Origin of the sequence: Pseudoalteromonas sp. R86517, from assembly GCF_042466295.1 — a bacterium.
GTDB classification, from domain to species: Bacteria; Pseudomonadota; Gammaproteobacteria; order Enterobacterales; family Alteromonadaceae; genus Pseudoalteromonas; species Pseudoalteromonas atlantica.
In genome coordinates, this window is record NZ_JAXHCB010000001.1 from 2803806 (window position 1) to 2828554 (window position 24749).

12 protein-coding genes and 1 tRNA gene are annotated in these 24749 nt (G+C 39.8%); 7 read left to right on the forward strand and 6 right to left on the reverse strand.

Annotated elements, in window-relative coordinates:
- Nucleotide 1: 1 nt before the first annotated feature.
- The 5 genes from pseB to SJY38_RS12815 form a co-directional block, all read right to left on the reverse strand.
- Nucleotides 2-1021: a UDP-N-acetylglucosamine 4,6-dehydratase (inverting) gene (gene pseB / locus SJY38_RS12795; RefSeq protein WP_377109921.1), complete on the reverse strand. Its 1020-nt coding sequence runs from the start codon at nt 1019-1021 to the stop codon at nt 2-4.
- A gap of 112 nt (nt 1022-1133) precedes the next feature.
- The gene (locus SJY38_RS12800; RefSeq protein ID WP_377109922.1) at nt 1134-2102 is read right to left on the reverse strand and encodes a Wzz/FepE/Etk N-terminal domain-containing protein; all 969 of its coding nucleotides are present in this window, start codon (nt 2100-2102) and stop codon (nt 1134-1136) included.
- Between the two features lie 269 nt (nt 2103-2371).
- Nucleotides 2372-4993 carry an SLBB domain-containing protein gene (locus SJY38_RS12805; protein ID WP_377109923.1) on the reverse strand — a complete coding sequence of 874 codons (2622 nt, stop codon included), beginning with the start codon at nt 4991-4993 and terminating at the stop codon, nt 2372-2374.
- Between the two features lie 178 nt (nt 4994-5171).
- Nucleotides 5172-5954, reverse strand: coding sequence for a YdiY family protein (locus SJY38_RS12810; RefSeq protein ID WP_029773724.1), 783 nt, complete (start codon nt 5952-5954; stop codon nt 5172-5174).
- Between the two features lie 189 nt (nt 5955-6143).
- Nucleotides 6144-6962: a mechanosensitive ion channel family protein gene (locus SJY38_RS12815; RefSeq protein ID WP_377109924.1), complete on the reverse strand. Its 819-nt coding sequence runs from the start codon at nt 6960-6962 to the stop codon at nt 6144-6146.
- Between the two features lie 263 nt (nt 6963-7225).
- Between SJY38_RS12815 and SJY38_RS12820 the strand changes: the two genes are divergently transcribed.
- From SJY38_RS12820 to SJY38_RS12850, 7 genes are all read left to right on the forward strand, one after another.
- A tRNA-His gene (locus tag SJY38_RS12820) sits at nt 7226-7301 on the forward strand.
- Nucleotides 7302-7537: 236 nt separating this feature from the next.
- The gene (locus tag SJY38_RS12825; RefSeq protein ID WP_377109925.1) at nt 7538-8866 is read left to right on the forward strand and encodes a hypothetical protein; all 1329 of its coding nucleotides are present in this window, start codon (nt 7538-7540) and stop codon (nt 8864-8866) included.
- Nucleotides 8867-8877: 11 nt separating this feature from the next.
- A complete protein-coding gene (locus tag SJY38_RS12830) occupies nt 8878-10008 on the forward strand; it encodes a FecR domain-containing protein (protein ID WP_377109926.1) in 1131 nt (376 codons plus the stop codon).
- A gap of 86 nt (nt 10009-10094) precedes the next feature.
- Nucleotides 10095-18164 carry an Ig-like domain-containing protein gene (locus SJY38_RS12835; protein WP_377109928.1) on the forward strand — a complete coding sequence of 2690 codons (8070 nt, stop codon included), beginning with the start codon at nt 10095-10097 and terminating at the stop codon, nt 18162-18164.
- 3 nt (nt 18165-18167) lie between these two features.
- A complete protein-coding gene (locus SJY38_RS12840; protein WP_377109929.1) occupies nt 18168-19016 on the forward strand; it encodes an MBL fold metallo-hydrolase in 849 nt (282 codons plus the stop codon).
- A 5-nt stretch (nt 19017-19021) separates the two neighbouring features.
- Entirely contained in the window at nt 19022-21244 is a 2223-nt protein-coding gene (locus tag SJY38_RS12845; protein ID WP_377110215.1) for a CHASE2 domain-containing protein, read from the forward strand.
- Nucleotides 21216-22877 carry an HD domain-containing phosphohydrolase gene (locus SJY38_RS12850; protein WP_377109931.1) on the forward strand — a complete coding sequence of 554 codons (1662 nt, stop codon included), beginning with the start codon at nt 21216-21218 and terminating at the stop codon, nt 22875-22877. The genes SJY38_RS12845 and SJY38_RS12850 overlap by 29 nt, the downstream gene beginning before the upstream one ends.
- 257 nt (nt 22878-23134) lie before the next feature.
- Here SJY38_RS12850 and SJY38_RS12855 read toward each other — a convergent pair whose 3' ends face one another.
- Nucleotides 23135-24562 carry an NAD-dependent succinate-semialdehyde dehydrogenase gene (locus SJY38_RS12855; protein ID WP_286742012.1) on the reverse strand — a complete coding sequence of 476 codons (1428 nt, stop codon included), beginning with the start codon at nt 24560-24562 and terminating at the stop codon, nt 23135-23137.
- Nucleotides 24563-24749 lie beyond the last annotated feature (187 nt).

A 24749-nucleotide genomic window follows, 5' to 3' on the forward strand; every position in this document is an offset into this window, starting at 1 on the left:
ACTAGCCTTGCACTTCAAATGATGGGTCAACATGCTCAATGATAAGTTCACGCAACCCTTCTACTGTTTCCCATTCGGTATTTGTTCCTGAGTTATATTTAAAGCCAAACGGTACTTTTTCAGCTTTGTGGTGTGCAATGTACTCATCTTCAGTATATGTGTATGAAACCGATGGTAAAATAGCGTAGTAAGGGCCCAAATCAATCGTATTGAGTGAATCTGTATCTGTAATCATTTCTTCGTGCAGTTTTTCACCCGGGCGAATACCCACATCTCGTGTTTCACAATCAGGCGCTACCGCTTCTGCAATGTCTAAAATTTTATATGATGGAATTTTAGGAATAAATATCTCACCACCTAGGTGATGCCCTAGTGCAAACATAACTAAGTCAACACCCGCTTGAAGGGAAATATTAAAGCGCGTCATTTCATTGTGCGTTATTGGTAAAACACCTTCTTTGCGTTTTTCTAAAAAGAAAGGAATAACTGAGCCACGAGAGCCCATCACATTGCCGTAACGAACAACACTGAATTTAATATCTTTAGAGCCACGAATATTGTTAGCAGCAGCAAACAACTTATCTGAAGCAAGTTTTGTTGCACCGTATAAATTAATTGGTGCACACGCTTTATCTGTTGATAAGGCAACAACATCTTTAACACCACACGCTAACGCTGCATGAATTACATTTTCAGCACCGTCAATATTAGTGCGAATACATTCTGTTGGGTTGTATTCAGCGGTATCTACTTGCTTTATTGCCGCAGCATGGATAATTACATCAACCCCTTCACACGCCTGTGTTAAACGCTCTTTATCGCGTACGTCACCAATAAAAAAGCGTAGTTGTGGGTAGTCATAAGCAGGATACTTTTGCTTTATAATCGATTGCTTTAATTCATCACGTGAATAGATGATTATTTTTTTTACGTCAGGGTAGCGAGCTAAAATGGTTTCTATAAATTTTTTACCAAACGACCCTGTGCCACCTGTAATTAACACTGTTTTTTTGTTTAACATATTAATTCCTTAAATATTTTTATACTTTATGTATCGAATACAAAATGTATCTTTATTCTTTGATATACCAAAATGCTTAGAGCAGCATATTCATAAATTAAGTTAGAGCTTTTCAGTCATTCGTTTTCTTTAAAAAGTTTCTAGCGAGCACTATTAATACGCTTAAAATTCCTCCAAAAAGAAAACCTAATATACAAATTAATGCACGCTTCGGCTTAAACTTTTGTTCCGGTACTAATGCTGGATCAATTGTTTTAAATACATATTCGTCTCGTACATTTGCAAACATAATAGTTTTTGTTTGCTCTTCAATTAATTTATATAAAATAGTTCGAATATCTGCAATTTTAGTCTGCTCTAACTGTTCAGTTAAAAATTTAGTGCTTTTATTAGCCTCTTCAACATCTCTAGACTTCATTACAGTATTAATATCTTGGATTAACCAATTAACCCACCGCTGCGCAATTACTGGCGAAACATGCTCAATTGATATAGTTATCATTCCGCTTTCTTTGCTCATATCGGCAGTAATAATTTGGCTAAACTTTTTGAAGGCTTCTTGCATTGATGGCTCTGGTTTAAAAGGAGCGTTTACTTCCCTTAACCATTTTTTTTCTTGTTCGTTATATATCTCTTCGTTGTATTCAATACTATTATCTATTTGATTCCATGACTTAACAGCCATTAAGTCTGGTAAGATATTGTGCTTTTTAATAAAGTTAAAAGTGAATTGGCGAGACTTTAAAACCTCAAGCGCTAATTGGGTTTTGTTAGCAGTGCCACTACTGTCTAAATTAACTCCAGCTAAGCTAGCTAAACCACCGAATTGACCTGCTAAAGCACCTAAGCCACCACTTTGCTCTTGCTCTGCAGCAGCAAGTAATGCTTCAGATTTATAAACATTCGGAAGGCTAATAGCGTAAAAAACTGATGCCACAGCGAATAAAGTAGTTAAAACAATAACTGTCAACTTGCCTTGCCAAATAACGCTAAATAATTCACGAAGGTCTATTTCATCGTTGGCAATATTATTAGTCACTGAACCACTTGCTAGGTTTAGGTTATTTGAGTCGTTTTCCATTTAAATCTCATAAGTTAGGCTATCAGCTATCAGCTATCAGCTATCAGCTATCAGCTATCAGCTATCAGCTATCAGCTATCAAAATTGTACAACATGAATTATCACGTCAAGTTATTGTTTTAGGGTTAAGAACTTCTCCGGCTGCCCGTAACCAGTAACATCAGATACACCGTCTGAAGGTTTACTTTAAACTTAGTACTATACCGAAGCGCTAGAAGGGAAAGCGCTGTGTAAATAAAGCCCTAACCTTCCTGACGCCTCTATAAATATTAGATACCGCTTATAGCCGCTACTGCCACACCTAATTGGTATACAATTTGCGTTGCAGTACTCCAAAGCGTTAGTTTGTCCATATGGCTTGCATCCATTGGTATTACTATTGTATCGCCAGGCTCTAATTGCTCTGAGTTATTAGCAGCAAACCAGCCACCTGTGTTTGGTATTTTTACTGAGCCATTTGCTTTAATTATGTAAATACTGTCTTCATCAGCGCGATCTTTAAGGCCACCACTTAAATCAATGTATTCATCAACACTTATACCTGCTTTGTATAAATGAGAGGTAGAGTAATTAACTTCACCTATTACGCTAATCGAGTCACGCTTGCTGGGCACATATAAAACATCTCCGTCTTGAAGGACTAAGTTTTGTTTGTTTTCAACAATAAGTGGTAAGTCGATAACTAAACGCCCTACCGCTTCTATACTCGCTAGGTCATTTAATAACTTATTCATTTCATCATAAGAAAGTGAATTACTGCTTACTGAGTTTTGAAAGCTTTTTGATGCAATATCACGACGTAACTCGGTTGATAAGCGAGCTAGTTGTTGTTGTTCTTGTTCTTTAATTGAGGCACGGGTGAATACAGCTGCTTTTTGTTCAGCAAACTCAGAGAAGCCGCCTGCACGTTCTAATAGCTCTGTGAGTGTTTCTCCGCGGCGTATTGTGTATGTACCAGGGAACCTTAGTTCACCTTTAAGCTCTACTTTTACGTTTTCTTGCCAATTTGGGATAGCGAATACGTTAATGCTGTCTTTACTTTGCAATGTAATGTTGCTTTGTAAATCACCACGCATTGCACTTTCAAGATCTAAACGTAAGTGTTCTATTTTAGACGCGTCGCTTGCAACAATACGCGTAATTTCGGCTTGTTTTATGTAGGCTGATTCTAGCAGGCCACCTGCAGCGGTTACTAAATCACGTACATCACCGCCTACCATTAACGGGTAAACACCAGGGAATGTAACGTTGCCGCTAATTTCTACTAGCTGCATAGCCTGCTCAACTGAGGCTTGCTGCTTAAATTTGGCAATAATGGGGGCTAAAAGGTTATGGCGGCTAAATAAAGCGTAATCTTCAGGCTTTAACTCTAGCTCGGCTTCTTCTTTTGCTTTACGTTTTGAAATTTCGGCTATTGTAAGGGCTTTATTTTCTTCAAAAATAAACTCCTCTTCTTCTTGGTTTATACCGATGTATTTTTCAAACTCTTTTTGCTGATATGTATGCCATTGCTCAGCTTTAAGCTGTTGTTCTTGTTGCTCTTGGCTCAACGCCATATTAGCAAGTGCTGATTTTTCAGCTTCTTTTTCTTCAAAGCGGCTAAATACTATGATTTTGTCATTAGCTTTTAATGCTAAATTGTTTTCAGGGTTTTTAATAATGGCTTGTGCTACATCAAATTGATGCGCTTCTATATCACCATTTATGTTAATTTCGCGAATAACTAAGCCGTAGCTTAAATCGGCTTGTGGCAGTAAGTCACCACGTACTGATTTTAAAACATCAGAAATACGCTTACCTTGATACCATTGATAATTCCCTGGGCGCGCTACAGCACCAATTAAGCTAATAGAGTTTTGGTATTGTGAGCTTACAGAATTAAAGCGTACACGGTCGCCATCTTGCGGGATGTAGTTAATTTGTGGCTTAGTAAAGTCTACTGATAGCACTTCTTTGCGATCAAAATTGAAACGCTCTACCACTGCATTTTTAGCATAAGCACCCGGCTTTAAGCCCCCTGCCATAGTGAGTAACTGCTTAGCCGTTTCGCCTTTTTTAAGTTCAAATATTGCAGGGCGTTTAACTAAGCCGTCCACAGTAACTTGAGCACCTACTGGTGGTACAAAAACAACATCGCCAGGCTTTAGTACAATATCGTTGCTGCTATCTCCATTGATTAGTAAATCGTAAAGGTCGAAATTTGCTACTGTTTTACCAGCGCGTTTTACTTGTATGTTACGCAGTGAAGCAATTTCAGACACACCACCACTTACAAACAAAGCATGTGATACGGTTGTTAAAGACGATACGCTGTAGCTGCCTGGTTTGTAGGCCTCACCTAATACAAGTATGCGCATACTACGCAGTTGGCCCAGTGATACAAAGGCTTTTACACCGATTACTTCTTGCTCAACTTTTACTTTTATTAGCTCTTTAATTTCGGCAAATGTTAAGCCTGCTACTTCTACAGGGCTTAAATCGGGAATGCTAATACGCCCTTCACGGTCAACAGTTACATCAAAACTATCGCTTTCTTTACCGTAGAAGTTAATTTTTAGTTGATCCCCAGGACCTACTATATAAGTGTCAGGTACGGCTGCATTTTCACTAGGCATAAATGTGGTGGGTTCACCTGCAAAAAGCTCGTAGCCGTAAGGCTTTAATTCTTCTGTTTTTGGCTTAAAACGCTCTTCGTCAGTTAAGTCTTCTTGTTCTTTTTCTGGGCGTTCGCCGATAGTTGACTGCTGCTCATTTGAGTTTTCGCCATTTGATTGATTAGCGCCGGTGATCGTAGAAATATCTACACCGTATTGTTTCGCTAGGGCTTCTTGCTGGGCTTTTGGCAATTTTTTAAATTGCTCAATTTGTGAGGCCGTTGGCGTAAAAGCCATGGTACTAAAACTACAAAGTAGAATAAAAGCACTAAAAAATTGTGTAAAAACTTTCACGAGTAGGTATATCCCTAGGTCTACAACCAAAATTGGTGGCTATAATACATTAAATCTAAACAAATAAAAAAGGGACTTTCGTCCCTTTTGTCACTTAAATGTCATTAAATACGGTTTTTGGTTAAAAACTGTAAACTAACGTTAATGACGTCTCTGTATCTGTGCTTTCTTCGTCATCAGCAACATCTGAGTTGTTGGTAACATTAAAAGCAACTTTCATTTGCAGCGAGCCATTTATTTTTGCTAGCAATGCAGTTTCTGAACGCGTTTTGGTGTTTGAGTCACCGTACTCAACTGATACAAGTTGAGTAAAACGTGCACTGTCTGAAATCTGCCAGTTGTAATCAAGTTTACCTAAAGCAATTACTTCACTGTCGCTTTCCCCTGCAAGTAGGTTACCGTCATCATCAACTTGCGTGCTGTCGTCTGAGTATTCAAAAAATTTGTAACCCGGACCAAACTCTGCATTTAACCACATATCTGGTTGGTCAATTAAACGTAAGCCATAACCAGCAGAAATTACAGATTCAGTTCTATACGCGCCAAAGTAGTCAGAAACGTGTGAACCATAAATGAATAAATGAGAATTCTTTTCATTTAATTTGTAATTACCTTGCGCAGATGCAGAGTACTTTTCGTTCGTACGCTGTTTGTCTTTATCGCCGTTGTCATCCTCTACTTCATCTTCTTTATAGATGCCGTCGATTTTGTACTCGTTATTCCAGTTTTCTAGGTGGTGTAATACCTTTAAACCGCCTTTTAACGTTGTAGTTTCAGTGTTACCACTAGTGACAATAGCACCTAGCTCGCTTGTTACTTCCCACGTTTTTTTCTCTGCGTCTTCAGCGAATGCGTTAGTTGCAGCAGATGCTGCAACTAAAAGTGTTAAAAGCTTTAATTTCATTAAAAATAACCTATTTAATCCTAAAAATTATACTAATTCGCTTAATTAAGTAATCTATTTTGAGGCTGGAAAAACGTGCTGATAGCCAGGCAAAAATTCGCTATTTAGTTGTTCTAAATGAGAATTTTTTAACGCAGATAGCGACACGTTTAACCCCGCAAAATGATTAAGTATTATTGCGGATTTGTATTAGTCTTGCTTGTGTAAATGTACATCCATTTGTGGAAATGGGATTGTAATGTCTGCATCATCTAATGCAATTTTAATGTTCTCTAATAATGCCCAGTACGTTGGCCAGTAATCACCAGAGTTTACCCAAGGACGCACAATAAAGTTTACGCTTGAGTCTGCAAGTTCAGAAACTGCAACAGTGTATGCTGGATCTTTAAGTAAACGAGTCTCTGCGTCAAGTACTGACTGTAATACATCTTTTGTTTTACGTAAGTCAGCATCGTAGCCTACACCAATTACTAAATCGATACGGCGAGTAGACTCACGCGAGAAGTTAGTAATAGCACCAGACATAATTTGTGAATTTGGTACGATAATTACTTTGTTATCTGGGGTGCGAAGCTCTGTAGAGAATATTTCAATTTTTTTAACTGTGCCCATTTTACCGCCAGCTTCAACAAACTCACCTGATTTAAATGGACGAAGTAATATAATAAGTACGCCAGATGCAAAGTTAGACAGCGAACCTTGCAGCGCTAAACCAACAGCTAGGCCAGCCGCACCTAAAATAGCAATAAACGAGGTTGTTTCTATACCGATTTGCGAAAGTGCCATTAAAATAGTGGCAGCAAATACGATGGCATAAACTATACTCGATACAAATGAGCCTACAGCTTTATCAACTTTCTTTTTATCGAATGTTTTTTCTGTTAAACCTGCACAAAACTTGGCAATACGGCTACCAAGTAAAAAGATAACAAGCGCAATAACTGCTTGAATACCGTAGTGTAAAATTAGGCCTGAGTTTTCGTTTAGCCAAGTAAGTATTGAATCCATAGTAACTCCAAATAGTTTTTATTAAGCAATTTCCCGCAAGTGAGTATACATTAATTTACATTTTATTCTCATTAAACAGTAAATTATAACTACAAAATAGTTTTTATTGTCAGCGCTATTACGCTACACACTCTTTATGAACCTTTACTGATAGTAGGCAATTTTATGAAATATTTATTTTTTTTGATTTTTTTTAATTTTAGGCTTCACAACATTTATAATATTATGTATTATGCGCGCCACACCAAACGAGGTGTGTAGTGGCGGTTGTAGCTCAGTTGGTAGAGCCCCGGATTGTGATTCCGGTTGTCGCGGGTTCAAGCCCCGTCAATCGCCCCATTCTTTTCCTTTTGTTCCTGTTTTATCCCCCGTTCGTTTTTTAAATTTAAATTTGCTCATCTATCCTACTTTACCTAATACCTTACTTGATCAGATACTAAATTAGTTTGCTGTTTACAATCGCACAATAATGCACCAATATACTTTACATATAAACAGAAAGTGCTACCTTATTATCGTTTAATAGCATTTAGTATTAGCAAACCACCACTTCTTCTTAGGATATTCTAACGAGCATGATCAAACACGCTATTTTTATTTTATTACTTGGTTACCTTTCTTTTGCTAGTTTGAATGCAAAAGCCCAAAATAATATTTCCTATGTAAAGCTACTTGGTGAACTGCAATATTTAATTTCGCAAAAGCAATTTGATGAAGCATACAAAAGCAGTCAAAAACACTATAAATATTTGGGCGAACCTGATTTTGACTACTTGCTTGGGGTTTCAGCACTAAATTCTGGTCTTTCTGCTCCGGCGGTATTTGCTTTTGAGCGAGTAATAGAAGCAAAACCACAGTGGTATGAGGCACGTTTATATTTAGTAAAATCTTATATTGCTGCCAATAATTTACCTGCAGCTAACGCTCAAGCGACTTTATTAATTAATACTGATACTTCCCCAGAGGGTGTAAAAAAAGCAGCTCGTTCTTTATTAGCAACATCACAGCACAAGCAGCGCTTAACAGAGCGTACATATGATCAGAGCATTGAGCTTGCATATGGTGTAGATGGTAACGTTAATGCAGGCACCTCTGAGGATACAATTTTAATCCCTAATTTGGGTGAGTTTTTACTATCACCAGAAAGTAAAAGCACCGACGATAATTATATAAAGCTAAATTATAAAGGGCGGTACTTTCACCCCATTGACCAGCGAAGCTCTTTTGCTTTAGGTCTAAATACCGATTGGTATAAATTTAATGAGCTATCTGAATACGACCGTATTAATACCAATATATCAGGTCGATACCAACAAAAGTTAAATGATAACACCCTGTGGTATTTGCAAGCTGGTATTACGCCTTTACTGTTAGATGGCGAGCTATACAGAACCGAGACATCATTAACAAGTGGAGCTAGTTACCAATTTAATAAACAATTAAGTGTATTTGGAGCGCTATCAATTGGACTTATGAATAATACATTTGACGAGAAACTAGATAACTCCTTTTACACTCTTAATATAGGTGCAAGTTATCTATCTCAAAAGTGGTACCAAAGCGTTAGCGCAAACTTTAAAAATGAAAGCGCTAACATTGACGAAGGTGAGTTTAATGCAAGAAGCATTAGCGGAATTTATTACCAAATAAATGCATTACTTAGCCAACAATGGCAAGTCTCTGCACAAACAGGGTATCAATGGATTGAATATCAGGATGAGCACCCGCTATTTCTTCAAGAGCGAAGCGATAACCTATTGATACTTTCTAGCTCGTTACGCTACTTAGTTAATAAAAGTTTAGCGTTGCAATTAGCATTGAACTACCAAGACAAAACCAGTGATATTTCTTTGTTCGAATACGATCGCTTTGATACCAATATAAGCGCAAGTTACTCATTCTAATTAAGGTACTTATGAAACATTTAATTCCGGTATTAACCACCTTACTTTGTGTGAGTTTTTATTCTCAAGCGAGCACAACTGTTGCAGGAAAAACTATTTTAGCCCGGGGCGCTGTACTTGCTACAGATGCCGAATCCACCCAACAACGCACACTTAAGCGACGCGACACGGTTTATGGCGTTGATAAAATAACGACTGGCGAAAAAAGCAAAGCGCAATTTTCAATGTCTGATGGCGGCTTAATAGCATTAAAAGAAAACTCTGAGCTAAATATTGCTAACTATGAGTTTAATACAACGACTCAGCAAGGCTCTGCCTCTATTGAGCTAATAAAAGGCGGGCTGCGCTCTATTTCGGGTGTTATTAAAAAAAATGGTGGCGCGTACAGTGTTAAAACACCGGTTGGATCAATTGGTATTCGCGGTACCCATTTTGAACTACAGCTTATAGATGGTGATATGTATGTAGCTGTTTGGGATGGCGCAATAGATCTAACACTAGAAGATCAAAGCGTTGTATCCCTTGGTAGTAATGAGCCCTTTTCTTTTGCGCAGGTTACTTCATCAGGGCGCGTGATTAAAACAACTCAGGCACCTGCTGTTTTTACCCAAACCATAGCGACTATTAGTGATGACACAACTGCTGAGCAACCAACAGAGCAGCAATCAATAGTACAAAACAATACTTCAGAAAAAACGACAGATGCCGATATATCAATAACTGATGTTTATGCTCAGCAGCAATTTCAGGCGGTAAATGATGCAACCTTAATTGACCAAATCGCGCAGCGCCAAGGTGTTTTTAATTACCAAGCAACCAGTTTTGATGTGTCGTCGAGCCTAGGAGAGGTCAGTGATTTTTCTATGTCTATGTCGGTAGATTTTGATAACGGCACAGTTCCCGATGGTGAAATTAGCTTTAATGATGCTGGCGGCAACTGGTACGCAGCTTACAGCGGCTTAATTGATTTAACCAAACTAGATTTAGCCGTTACATTTGCTTCTCATAATAACAATAAAGCAACTGGCCAAATTGATGCTGTGTTTTTAAATGACATAGATACCATCACGGGTGATTTTAGCCTTAGTGAAATTAATAATCCTGCTGTAAATGCCAGTGGCGACTTTAGATTAGAACCTTAAGTAACCTGCACTGTGGGTAATAATTTTCTTAACTAGTATTCAGGTTAAGTAACTTGAATATAAAGCTTTTTATTGGAGTATGTAGAATGACAGCAAAGAACCTTTTTTTGCTCGGTTCAATGGTTTTTTTGCTTAGTGCGTGTGGAGGCTCCGATGAGACAGCTCAACAAGACTCAGAACAGCTACCTGTAGAACAAGTTACACCCACCCCTTCTGCTACACCGATAAACCTTACAGGTATAACTGGTGACTCTGTTGTTACTAAAACACAGGTGTCGGGTGCTGTCGCCTCTAGCAGAGGGGTTGTAGGCACAACGGTTGCAAACTCTCAAGCGACAATAACTCTTTCGCAAACTAATGAAGTTATACAAGGCAATATCACTTTTTTACTTAGCGTGTCTGATCCCGATGGCATTAGCGCAGTAAATTTAGTACTGCCGAGTGTAAATAAAAGCCTAGCACTTTGCACACAAGCATGTGGAACAGATTTTGAGCAGTCGGTTATAGGGTTGAGCCCTTACTTTTATGGCGTTGATCATGGTGATCTACGCTTAGAGATATGGATCACCGATAGCCTTAACAATCAGGTGCTTGCAGACGCAGTGACGGCTAATTGGCAACCCTACCAAATAGAAGGCACAACAGCACAGCGAGACGGACAAACGATTAATTTAGAGTGGCAAGAAAACGAAAACTTAAACCGCTACAATATTTACTTAGCAACCGAAGCAGGCATTACCACCAGCAATATAAATACGCTAGAAAATGGCCAGCAGTTTTTAAGTGTATCTGGCTCTAGCTTTAGTGTAGACAACCTATTAGCTGATAAAAGCTATCAAGTTTTAATAACTGGTGTAGATGGCAGTGGTGAAAGTGGCTTTGCTGAGTTAATTAACGTAGCACCGCAAGGAGGAGAGCTAAACTTTGCGCCAAAAGCGGTAAACAATCAATTCTTAGTTAATGAAGATCAAGCCTTACAAGGCAACATTTTAACTAACGACACTGATGAGTACCAAGGGGAGCTATATATAAACACAACCCCTTTGGTTACCCCTCAGCATGGCAGTATTTCACTCAGCGAAAGCGGTGATTTTACTTATACCCCGCGAGCTAACTTTAACGGCATTGATGCATTTAGTTACCAAGTAATTAATGAACTTGGGATGACAGATACCGGTATTGTAGAAATAACGATTAATGCTGTAAACGATGCCCCCATAGCCCTTAATAACACATACAATATAAGTGCTGACGGAACGTTATTAGTTGGCGCCCCCGGCTTATTAAATAACGACAGCGATATAGACCAAGATCTGCTCACTCTAGATACAACGCCTGTTAGCCTACCGAGTAAGGGTACTCTCACACTTGTTGCTGATGGCAGCTTTGAATATGTAGCTAGTGCAAATATGCAAGGCACTGATAGTTTTCAGTACCGTATTTTTGATGCTCAAGGTGCTGAGGCTATTGCAAGTGTTACAATTAATGCACTGGATCAAAATAGCCCGCCTACTGCTGCAAACGATAGCTATAGTGTAGATGAAGATACCACACTTGTAGTTGATGCAAGCCAGGGTTTACTTGCTAACGACACAGACCCTAATAATGATACTTTCATCATTGATGATACTTATCTTATTTCACCTGCCCATGGGCAATTGCAATTAGCTACCGATGGTAGTTTTTCATATATTCCTGATGCTAACTACTACGGTATCGATGAATTTCAATACCAAGTAATCGACACTTTCGGTGCCACGGCCACTGCAACGGCAACACTCACAATAAATAGCACGCCTGATACCCCTAATGCTCAAAATGATGAATACCAATTTCAGTATAATCAAACACTGGTTATTTCAGCTGAAAATGGCTTACTTAAAAACGATGTAAACATAGAGCCAGGTAATCTCACCGTTAACACCACTCCCGTAGTTAACGTACAAAGCGGTACTTTGGCACTTAACGTTGATGGGTCATTTTCCTATCAACCCGATTCAGACGCATTAGATGTTGATAGTTTTACTTATTCAGTTTCAAATGAACAAGGGTTAACATCCACAGCACAAGTTGTATTAAGTAAAACTGGGTCTAACTCCCCTGCTGAAGCTAATGACGATGAATATACGTTATTAGAAGACAGCCCAGCTACTTTGTTAAACGTATTAGAAAACGATACCGATGCCAACGGCGATACACTTACCCTTACTAATGTTACAAATACAATCGGCAGCGCACGCATTGTAAACAATAGAATTGAGTATACACCTGAGCCCAATTACTTTGGTGAAGTAACTCTAAACTATACGATTTCTGATGGCATTGCAGATGGCACGCCAGCTCAAAGTAGCGCAATAGCCACCCTCATTATTATACCGGTTAACGATGCCCCCATTGCGGTGGCTGATAGCGCCGCAATGCAAGAAGATGGATCGCCAATTTTAGTTGATGTGCTTGCCAACGATACTGATATAGACAGTGATAATTTAACTATAACAAGTGTTGGCACCGAATTTGGCTCAGCCAGTATTGTTGATAATAAAATTCAGTATAGCTCTGCACCTAACACTCATGGCGTGGCAGTTGTATCGTACAGTGTATCCGATAACAACGGCGCAGAAGCAACGGCTAATTTACAAGTAACCATTTCGCCAGTTAATGATGCACCCATAGCAAATGCCGATAGCATTACCATTACAGAAGACGCTACTGCTACCTTAATAAATGTATTAAGTAACGATACAGACATAGATGGTGATACCTTAACTCTTAGCTCTGCTAGCAGTGATATTGGCAGTGTCTCAATTGTAAATTCTCAAATTCAATATACCCCTGCAGAAAACGATAATGGCACTGCAACAGTCAGCTATACAATAACCGATGGTACGCAAAGTGCTTCGGGGATACTTACAGTAACAATCACTTCTGTTAATGATACGCCGGTAGCAAACCCTGATACCGCAACCATTTTAGAAGATGCTGCGCCAACGAGTATTAACGTGATAGCTAACGACACCGATGTAGACAACGACCCCCTTGCTATTAGCACAGCAAGTGCAAGCACCGGCTCAGTATCGGTGTCTGGCAGTAACCTAGTTTACACACCTGAGGCAAACTTTAACGGCCAAGCCGTTGTAAATTACACACTTACTGACGGCACGACTACCGCCGCAGGTGTGCTTACGGTAGCGGTAACAGCAGTTAACGATGCACCTGTTGCTAACCCCGACTCAGCGACTATTCTAGAAGATGCTGCAGCAACAAATATTAACGTACTTGGCAACGATACAGATGAAGAAAACGACGCTCTTTCTATTAGTGCGCTAACGACCACATCAGGTGCAGTTACAAGTACAGGTAATGATGTAATCTTCACGTCTGAGGCCAATTTTAATGGCCAAGTAACGGTAAATTATACCCTAAGTGATGGTACTGATACGGCTATGGGCGTACTAACAATAACAGTAACGCCCGTTAACGATGCCCCAATTGCAAACCCTGATTCTGCCACCATTTTAGAAGATGCCGTAACAACAAACATTAATGTATTAAGTAACGACACAGACCCTGAAAATGACTCGCTCACGATAAGCGATGCAAGTACCAATACTGGTAGCGTTTCGGTAGCCGGTAGCAACCTTGCTTATACTCCAGAGGCCGATTTTAACGGCCAAGCAGTTATAAATTACACCCTAAGTGATGGTACTGATACAGCCTCTGGGGTACTTAATATTACGGTTACACCTGTGAACGATTCGCCAGTTGCCAACCCTGATACAGCCGCAATAAATGAAGACAGCTCGACTACTGTAAATGTAGTGGCTAATGATACTGACACTGAGGGCGACTCACTAACTATTACCACGGTTTCTGCTGACTCAGGAAGCGCAACCATTGTGGCTAATCAAATACAATATACACCGCAAGCTGATTATAACGGCACTGCAGTTGTTACCTATACAATTAGTGATGGCGAGGCGGCTACATCAGCTACACTTAATATCACAATCAATTCAGTAAACGATGCGCCAGTTGCCAACCCAGATACTGCCACTATTTTAGAAGATGCCGCAGCAACAAATATTAATGTGTTGGGCAACGACACTGATGTAGAAAACGATAATCTTTCTATTAGTGCTGTAACTGCCACATCGGGCACGGTAACAAGCTCTGCCAGTGATGTAATTTATACTCCAGATGCAAACTTTAATGGTCAAGACACTATAAATTACACCCTAACTGATGGCACTGATACAGCCAATGGCGTGTTAACTATTACGGTTACCCCAGTGAACGATGCGCCAGTTGCAAACCCTGATACAGCTACTATTTTAGAAGATGCCGCAGCAACAAATATTAATGTGTTGGGCAACGACACTGATGTAGAAAACGATACACTTTCTATTAGTGCTGTAACTGCCACATCGGGCACAGTAACAAGCTCTGCAGGTGATGTAATTTATACCCCTGAGGCAAACTTTAATGGCCAAGCTACTATAAATTACACCCTAACTGATGGCACCGATACAGCCAATGGCGTGTTAACTATTACGGTTACCCCAGTGAACGATGCGCCAGTTGCCAACCCAGATACTGCCACTATTTTAGAAGATGCCTCAGCAACTAGTATAAATGTATTGAGCAACGATACGGATGTAGAAAACGATACACTTTCTATTAGTGCTGTAACTGCCACATCGGGCACAGTGGCAAGCTCTGCAGGTGATGTAATTTATACCCCAGATGCAAACTTTAGCGGTCAGGCTACTATAAATTACACTCTAAGTGATGGCACCGATACAACCAATGGCGTGTTAACTATTACGGTTACCCCAGTGAACGATGCTCCTGTTGCAAACCCTGATACTGCCACTATTTTAGAAGATGCCGCAGCAACAAATATAAATGTGCTGAGCAACGATACAGATATAGAAAACGATACTCTTTCTATTACTTCGGTAAATGCTGATGTTGGCGCCATTTCTAGCTCTGGTGCTAACGTTGTTTACACGCCAGAAGCTAACTTTTATGGCCAAGTAATCGTAAATTATATCCTAAGCGATGGTACAGACACTGCAGCGGGAACACTAACCATTAATGTAACCCCTGTAAATGATGCGCCTGTAGCGCAACCTGATACAGCAACTATCAATGAAGATGCTCCCGAAACAACAATTGACGTTATAAGCAACGACACCGATGCAGATGCAACCGATACCCTAGCTATAACAGCCGTTACAGCAGATATTGGTACAGCCAGCGTTGAAAATAATGAAATTAAATATACCCCCGCCTTAAACAACGAAAGCACAGCAACACTCACCTACACGTTAAGTGATGGTACTGATGAGGTACAAGGTAATTTAACCATTACAATTGTAGCAATTAACGATGCTCCAACGGCAGTAAACCAAACTTTTGCTATTGGTGAAAATGCCGCTGATGGAGAAACAATTGGTACTATAACAGCGTCTGATATTGAAAATGATACCCTTACATTTAGCCTAAGCGGTGGCGAAACCTCATTATTTAATATTGATAGCAATAGCGGGTTGTTAACCGTAAATGGCAACAGTGCCTTTAATTTTGAAACAGCTACACAGCACACAGTTAATATTGATATTACCGATAACGGCTCACCAAATGAAACCACTACAATAACCATTAATGTGAATATTACGGATGAAGAAGACCCATTAATTCCTGTAGAAGATGATACATTTGGACGAGCGATTAGCGAACAGTTAGATCTTTCGAGCGTTTTTTCAAACGGTGAATTTAACGATAGCATTGAGCTTAACACTAACCTTTATTTTGTAGGTTACAATAACAACACAGATACAGATATCGTTGTTGTTTCTTATACCAATACGGGCGATTTAAACACTGCATTTAATAGCAGCGGCTTTAAAACGATAGATTTTGGTGAAGATGAAACAGGTACAGCTATTATCTCTGGTAATGGCGAGTTATTTATAGGTTATTCAAGCTTTAATGGCTCAGAAACTGAAGCATGTTTATTAAAAATGAGTGCTGCAGGCGTTATAAGTACTAACTCTGGCGACGCTAACAGCGGTACTAAATGTACAACACTGGCTAGTGAATCTGTAATAAACGACCTTGAGTTCACCGACAATAAAATACAAGGCGTTGGCTACTCGGTAAATGGTTCAGACAAAGACAGTTTATTCCTTAAATTTGATGTATCGACCCTCGCTTATGAATCAGGCAGCCCAGGTATAGTAGATGTAAGTGGCCAAAACCTGGATGATGAATCGCACGCTATTAAAAACTTTGGTAACTCTAATTTACTTGTAGTGGGCAGCGCCATAGGTGAAGAAGGTGATTTAGATGCAACCATCAGATACCTTATTCCGGATGGCAACAATAACGGAAGTTTTAACTCTGGCGATGCGCTTATATTAGATTTATCGGACGAAGAAGGTGACGATGAGCTACTTGCAGTTGGCGGAGTAGACGCAGCTAACTTTAATGCCTTTGTAGGTGGATATATTACTCGCTCTTCAGTTGAAAAAGAGGCTGTAATGATCTCAATTGATAACAATGGCAATATTGATGAGAATATAGGGGATGAAGGAATCGCCGTATATAATATTGATGGAGATTCTGGTTCTGCTAATGGCGGCGCACAAATAACGGGTGTGCAATACGCCCCTATGAGTAATCAACTAATTCTCTCAGGTACTACTGGTGTGGAAGCCTCTGATGATACTCAAAACGAGCAACTATTTTCGGCGCGGGTATCTATATCTGATGGCGCGCTTGACACTAGCTACGGCAATGCAGGCATAAACATCGTCTCTAACGTTATCAGTCATCAATCTGCTAATGCATCAACTATTGATGTAAATGACACTCTGTGGCTATCAGGCAAATTTAACGATTCATCTAATGAGCCTTTTGTAACGTCAATAACGAGTGATGCAAATTTAAACACCGACTTTGCAATAAATGGCTATACAAGTATAAATGACTTAAGTGTTAGCTCAGACGACTTATCGATGAATGTATTGCAGCTACAAAACGGCGTGCAAGCCAATAAGTTTTTAAGTGCCTCTATTGCACAACTTAATACTAATAATAAGCTAGTGCTCACTCGCTATACCAGTGCAGGCATTATTGATACCAGCTTTAGCCTTGATGGTAGTAAAGCCTTAAATATTGATGTTGCGTTTAAAACCATTACTTTAAAAGAGCTGAGCGATGGCAGCATCATTATTGCGGGTACACTCATAAACGGTTTAAACGAAGAAGGCTTTATAGCAAAAGTAGACCAGGACGGTTACCTAGATGAAAGCTTTGCCAGCGAAGGTATTTATACCACTGTAGATATATTAAATATCAATATTAACTTTGCAGATGTTGCAGTAGATAGCAGCGGCTATATTGTTGCTGTAGGATCTTCGACTAATGCTTTAAGCGTAACAAGATCGTTTGCAATGATGTTAAAAAGCGATGGTAAATTAGAAAATAGCTTTGCTACAAGCGGTGCTTATTACGGCAGCGTAAATGAGTTTTTTGAAACACTCTATATTGATGCAAATAAAGATATATATATTGCAGGCAAGCAAGTATCTGGCAGTGACTCACAATTAATAATGTTGAAAATAGACGATGATGCTAACGCGCTATTTAGCTATACAGATAGCCGCTCTTCGACAGATATTAGTAATAGAGCAGCAAAAATACTCGCCGATAGTGCGGCAAATCTCTATTTAGTTGCTAATGAAGGCACTACGCCAAACCAAGCGGTGATCATCAAGTTACAACCAGATGGTAGCGAAGATACAAGCTTTGCCACTAGTGGTGTGGGGCAATATCAATTAGCATCAAGTTCTGATACTAAAGTTACCGATGCGGCGATTGATACTACAGGTAATATAATTTTATCAGGCATGAGTGACTCTAAAGGGGTGATTGCCCGCATATTAGCTAATGGCACTATCGACACCTTATTTGGAGAAAATACGCTTGGTTATTATCAGGCTAATCAATGCGATGGCACACATCAGTTTACATCAATGCTTTTACAAACAGATACCCAAGTGGTACTTAGCAGTACATGCTTTGATAATGCCTCTAATAATGTCAGTTTATCTAAGTTTAACTTTTACCCTGATGGAGTTAAGCCCTAAATTATGAAAGTTAAATTTTATGGCGTAAGAGGCTCAATGCCATCTCCGGGTGAGCATACCCACCAATTTGGTGGTAACACCTCATGTGTGTATGTTGAGCAAACAAATGGCAAAAGCCTGATACTCGACTCAGGAACGGGCATTGCACAGTTAGGTGAAAAGCTCATAGAGCACACGACCCCCATTGCAATTTTATTAACGCATAATCATTGGGATCATATTCAAGGCTTTCCTTTTTTTAAGCCTATTTACCAAGCCGATCGCGATATAACCATTGTTGTAGGTGATGTTGAAGACGAGCAAACTAAAAATGCGATTTTAATGCAAATGTCTGGCTCTTTTTTTCCGGTTAGCTACCAACACTTACCTGCAAACATTACATTAAACACTCAGCTTGCTTCTCAAAAAAACTTTACTCTAAATAGTTTTAACGTATTTACCGCGCCGTTAAATCACCCAGGCGGCGGCACAGCGTATTGTGTGCATGCTGAAGGCAAAAAAATTGCTTATATAACAGATAACGAATTGGCCCCACCCGGTGTTGTTAAAACCACAGTTACCCAGTGGGCTGAGTTTATTAAAGGTGCAGACTTATTAATTCATGATGCACAGTTTACTACCGAAGAGCTTCCACTTAAGCACGGTTGGGGGCATAGTACATTTAAGCAAGTAGCTGAATTAGCAATGCAATCGTGTATTAAAAATTTAGCGATTATAAGCCACGACCCAGCAAGAACCGATGACGAGCTACTCGCAATAGAAACACATTTACAGGCAAATTATGGCGAGCATATTAATATTGAATGTGCCAGAGAAGGCCGAACGTTTGAGTTTACGCCAAGTAAGGATTAATAGTTATTTCTCGCGTTTATATTCCTAAAATTTACCGCCACCTATTTGTAGGCTTAGCCATTACGCTGCTTATAGCTGCTGTAGAATTATTCTCTAGTGGCGCATTAGCCAAGCTGCTCAATAGGGTCGAAGGTATTATTTACGACTCTAGGCTATTGCTAACTTTACCCGATACTCCCCGTCAGCTCGACGAAACCGTTGTTATTATCGACATAGATGAAAAAACGATGCAAGAGCAAGGGCGTTTCCCGTGGAGCCGGGCAAAAATGGCAGACCTGGTAAATAAACTCACAGAGGCCGGTGTTGTAGTTATTGCATTTGATATATTTTTTTCTGAACCGGAAACAAACCCTGTTAACCAAATTCAATCTAGAGCCCCTGATTTATTAAGTGCATACAAAGTAGCGTTAAATGATATTAAACATCAGGTAGATGCTGATACCACCTTTGCTAAAGCACTCAATAGTAACGATACCGTATTGGGTTTTTTATTAAACAACGATACCTACAAACAGCGTAACCCGTTGCCAGAAACAAGCCTACTATGGCCAAAGAGCGAGCAAAGTAACTCCCAAGTAACCCAGTTTTTAGGCGCTACTGTTAATATACCTATGCTGCAAAATAGTGCCACGGGCAACGGATTTATCAATGCTCACAGCGAAAACGACGGATTTATCCGTAAAGCGGCACTGGTTAATAGAGTCGGTGATAAGCTCTATCCTTCTTTAGCACTTGAGGCAGCACGTTTATATACCTTAGCGGACAGTGTTGAAACACGCGCGAGTGCCCAAGGCGACCTGACTTTTTTTGAAGGGGTAAAATTTCATGAGCATTGGATTCAAACAGATGAGTACGGCCAAATTTATATCCCGTATAAAGGCCGTGCTAAAAGTTTTCAATATTACTCTGCCACAGATGTATTAACCAAAAAAGTTACCGAGCAGCAATTAGAAGGCAGCGTAGCATTTATTGGTACATCCGCAATTGGTTTAGCTGATTTAAGAGCAACACCAGTGGGTTTACAATACCCAGGGGTAGAAGTCCATGCCAATATTTTTGAAGGGCTACTCCATCCAGAAATTTTACCTTCTCAACCCACATGGGCTTTAGGGGCAACATTATTAATAATTACCTTTGTGGGCTGTTGCTTATCGTTTTTAAGTTTTCGTAAAAGCGCCCGCTTTATTGTCACGCTTTCAGTGAGTATGGCTGGGCTGGTTATATTGCTTAATTTTTATTTATGGTCAGTACAAAAAATTAGTCTGCCGCTATTTATGCCGCTGTTACTTATTTCCCTATTAGCAGCCTACTTTGTTTTTATTGGCTCTATAGCAGAAATGAAGCACAGCCGAAAAATTAAATCGATGTTTAATCAGTATGTACCGCCTGATCATATTGAGCAGTTAATTCGCCAACGTAAACAGCTTACTCAGCAAAGTATAAAACGAAATATGACCGTATTATTTGCTGATATAAGAAGTTTTACTGCGCTGTCGGAAGGAATGAGCGCAAATCAATTAAGTGATTATTTAAATCAGTACTTATCGGCGACTACAAAAGTTATTTTTGATCACAGCGGCACAATTGACAAATACGTAGGCGATATGATTATGGCCTTTTGGAATGCTCCACTTGAAGATAGCGACCACGCAAAACACGGAGTTGAAGCAGCAATGGCAATGGTAGCAGGCCTTACAAGCCTTAATAAGGCATTTGCTGAGCAGCAGCTTCCTCCCATTAGCATTGGTGTGGGTATAAGCACTGGCGAAATGAATGTTGGCGATATGGGCTCGGTGTACAGAAAAGCCTATACAGTACTTGGAGATGCAGTTAATTTAGGCTCAAGAGTAGAAAGCTTGACCAAATTTTACGGGGTAGCTATTCTGGTTACAGAAGAGACAATGCTTGCTTGTCCACATATTGCATTTCGCTTAATTGATAAAGTACAGGTAGTGGGTAAAGTAAATGCAACTGAGCTATATGAGCCTGTCAACTTTATAGCTGATATAAGCGAAAGCCAGCTATTTGAAATTAAAAAGTCGTTCACTGCTATGCAGCATTACAATAATAAAAATTGGCAACTCGCTCTATCGCTATTTGAAGAGCTAAGTGAAACCAGCTTATTGACCGATCACGTTTACCACATTTTTATTAACCGAATTAAAAATACCGATTTGCAAACTTTAGCACAGGATTGGAATGGCGCCTTTATTCACAAAACAAAGTAGTAATAATATGTCTGAGTACATTAAAGATAGAACAAACCTTCATCACTTTATTGATATTAGTATTAGGCTAACAACAGAAAAGGATGCGAGTAAACTTCTTGAAGAAATTCTACAAGTTGTTATGTCTATTTCTAACTCTGACGCAGGGACTATTTACTCTATTACAGATGACAAGCAGCTAAAGTTTGAAACAGTTATTAATAAATCTTTAGACCTCTATTTAGGGGGAGCTTCAGGGAAGCCCGTTGACTTTCCTAATATAGATTTGTTTATAGATGGCAAAGAAAACGAAACAGCTATTGTCGCTCATGCGGTTAACTCTGGTGAGATTATTAACATACCGGATGTATATGCGGCCCTGCCCTTTGATATGAGCGCTGCGCGTAATATGGATGCGCGTACGGGGTATCGTACTCAGTCTATGTTAACGATTCCGCTAAAAGATCATACCGATGATATTATTGGTGTGATCCAACTGATCAACGTAAAAAATCAACACGACAATATAATCACTTATAGTGACGAACTTGTCACATTGATACGATCATTTGCATCGTTAGGCGCTATATCACTTACAAACTCTACCCTTATTAAGGGAATGGGAGAGCTATTTTCTAAATTTGTAGAAACCATTGCTATGGCCATCGACGAAAAGTCGCCTCATACCGGCGGACACTGTAAGCGAGTTCCTGCGCTTACTTTAATGCTTGCTGATGCTGTGCATAAAATTGACCGTGGTCCCTTGGCTAACTTTTTAATGAGTGATGCAGACCGTCATGAGCTAGATATAGCAGGCTGGCTTCATGATTGCGGCAAAATAGCGACTCCCGATCACATCATGGAAAAGTCGACCAAGTTAGAAACTATTTTTGATCGTATTGAACACATTGAAGCTAAATTTGAAGTTATTAAACGTGATTTAGAAATAAGCTATCAAAAACAAATTATCTCTGCAATGAAGCTCAATAGGCCAATTGAGGTTTTACAATTTGAGCGCTTACTCGATACCGAATTAAAACAACTTTCTTTAGACCGCGCGTTTTTGCAAAGAGTTAATGTGGGTGGCGAGTTTTTATCAGATGAAGACGTTGCGAATATTGACCGCATAGCATCTCACTATCATTTAACTATAAACGGCAAAGATACCCCGTTACTAAACGCAGATGAAGTAGAGAATTTACAAATACGCAGGGGCACATTAACGCTCGGCGAGCGCGACGTTATGAAGCGCCATATGGATGTGACTAAAAATATTTTAGACACACTGCCATTCCCTAAACATTTAAGTAATGTGTCTGAATATGCATTGGGTCACCACGAAAAACTAGATGGTACAGGCTACCCGCAAGGATTAACTAAAGAGCAAATGTCGATTCCGGCAAGGCTAATGGCCATTGCAGACATTTTTGAAGCCTTGTCAGCAGTAGATAGGCCTTATAAAAAAGCAAAGCCTGTGAGTGAGTGTTTAGCTATTTTAGGAAAAATGGTAGAGAACAACCATTTAGACGCCGATATATTCGCGGTATTTGTAGAGAGTGAAGTGTATAAGCACTACATAAATGAGTACGCAATTGCAGAGCAATTAGACTTTGTTGATTTAACCACCCTACCGGGCTATTCACCTATAAAATAAGCCAGCTAAACTTACTCAAGCTATAAAAAATGCCACCTTGCGGTGGCATTTACACACGGGTTATTTCTACAAGTAGAAATTCTTTTTATTTTTGATTACTTTTAAACAAAAATTATGCCGTAAATGTAGCACTAAGGCCTATATCTAGCAATAAAAAGGTAACCTGTAGTTATAGATCACTTAATTAAGCAAATTGGTATTAGTAACCTAAACCGTGCTGGGTAACCAATTTTTCATGGTTTCTGGTGTCATCGTTTTTAAACTTTGATACACACGTACTTTTCTTCAAGGTATTCATCAAGTCCTTGATGGCCGCCTTCTCGGCCTAAGCCTGATTGCTTAACTCCACCAAACGGTGCCACAGGGTTAGATATAACCCCTTCGTTAACACCAACCATGCCAAACTCAAGCCCTTCGCTAATACGATAAATCTGCTTGATATTTTGACTATAAAAATAAGCCGCTAAGCCATATGGAACATCGTTAGCAAAGGCTAGTACTTCGCTTTCCTCATCAAAAGGAATAACCGTTAATACTGGGCCAAATACTTCTTCGTGGTATATATCCATTTCGGTCGTTACGTTAGTAATAATAAGCGGGTTTTGAAAGCTGCCGCCTAAGTCGCTGTTATCCCCTATTAGGTCTGCACCTTTATCAAGTGCATCTTGCACAAGCTGCTGCACTTTTTCTTTCGCTTTTGGGTAAATCAGGGGGCCAATGTCTACGTCCTCTTCAAACCCATTGGCTACTTTTAATGCGGCTACTTTAGGCGTAATTTTACTCAGCACTTCATCTAAAATACTGCGCTGAATAAAAATGCGGTTTGCGGCTACACATGCTTGGCCACTGTTTCTAAACTTAGCCGCCATGAGGCCGTCGATTGCTTCGTCTATATCGGCATTATCAAAAATAATAAAGGGGGCGTTTCCGCCAAGTTCCATGGAGGTACGTTTAATCGTACCCGCACACTGAGAAAGTAACTGCTTGCCTACGCCTGTTGAACCTGTAAAAGTAAATTTGCGCACCACTTCTGAGTCTGTAAGTATTTGTCCTACTGTTTTTGCGTCTTGCGAAATCAGTACGTTAAAAGCCCCTTTTACAAACCCGGCTTGATCGGCAAGGTATGCCAACGCCAAAGCACATAAAGGTGTATATTCAGAAGGTTTTAGCACAAAGCTACAGCCTGCAGCGTATGCTGGCGCCACTTTACGTGTCACCATAGCAACCGGAAAGTTCCAAGGAGTAATGCCAGCCACAACGCCTACAGGTTGTTTAAAGCTCGATAATCTATGTGTATCGTCGGTTGGGGGGATCACATCGCCGTAACTGCGTTTAGCTTCTTCTGCAAACCATTTTATAAACCCAGCGCCATAGTCTATTTCACCTAACGACTCTTTAAGCGGTTTACCTTGCTCTTTTGTCATTAGCTCAGCAAGCGTTTGCTTGTGTTTTATTACCAGCTCATACCAACGCATTAGCGTATTACTTCGCTCAGTGGCATTGGTTGATTTTAACTTAACAAACGCACCTTGCGCTGCCTTTATTGCGCTATTAACGCCTTGCTCGTCTATATCACTTACTTCAACAATACTTTTTTCGGTCGCCGGGTCGTCAACGCTAAAACGTTTATTGGTTTTATAAAATTCACCATTAATAAACGAGTCACAAAAAATTAGATTACTCAAAATAGACCTCCGAAATAGTTTTATGGGTTAGGTAAAACGCGTAGCAGCGGGTTTAGCCAAAAGCGATAATTCCTTGACTGTAATTCAACCTGTAAAACGTGATCACTTTAGATCTAGGCCTATTTTAAAAACGCGACATAAAGTCGCTGCTACGGTGTAAGATGTAGCAGCGGGTTTACCCCGCGAT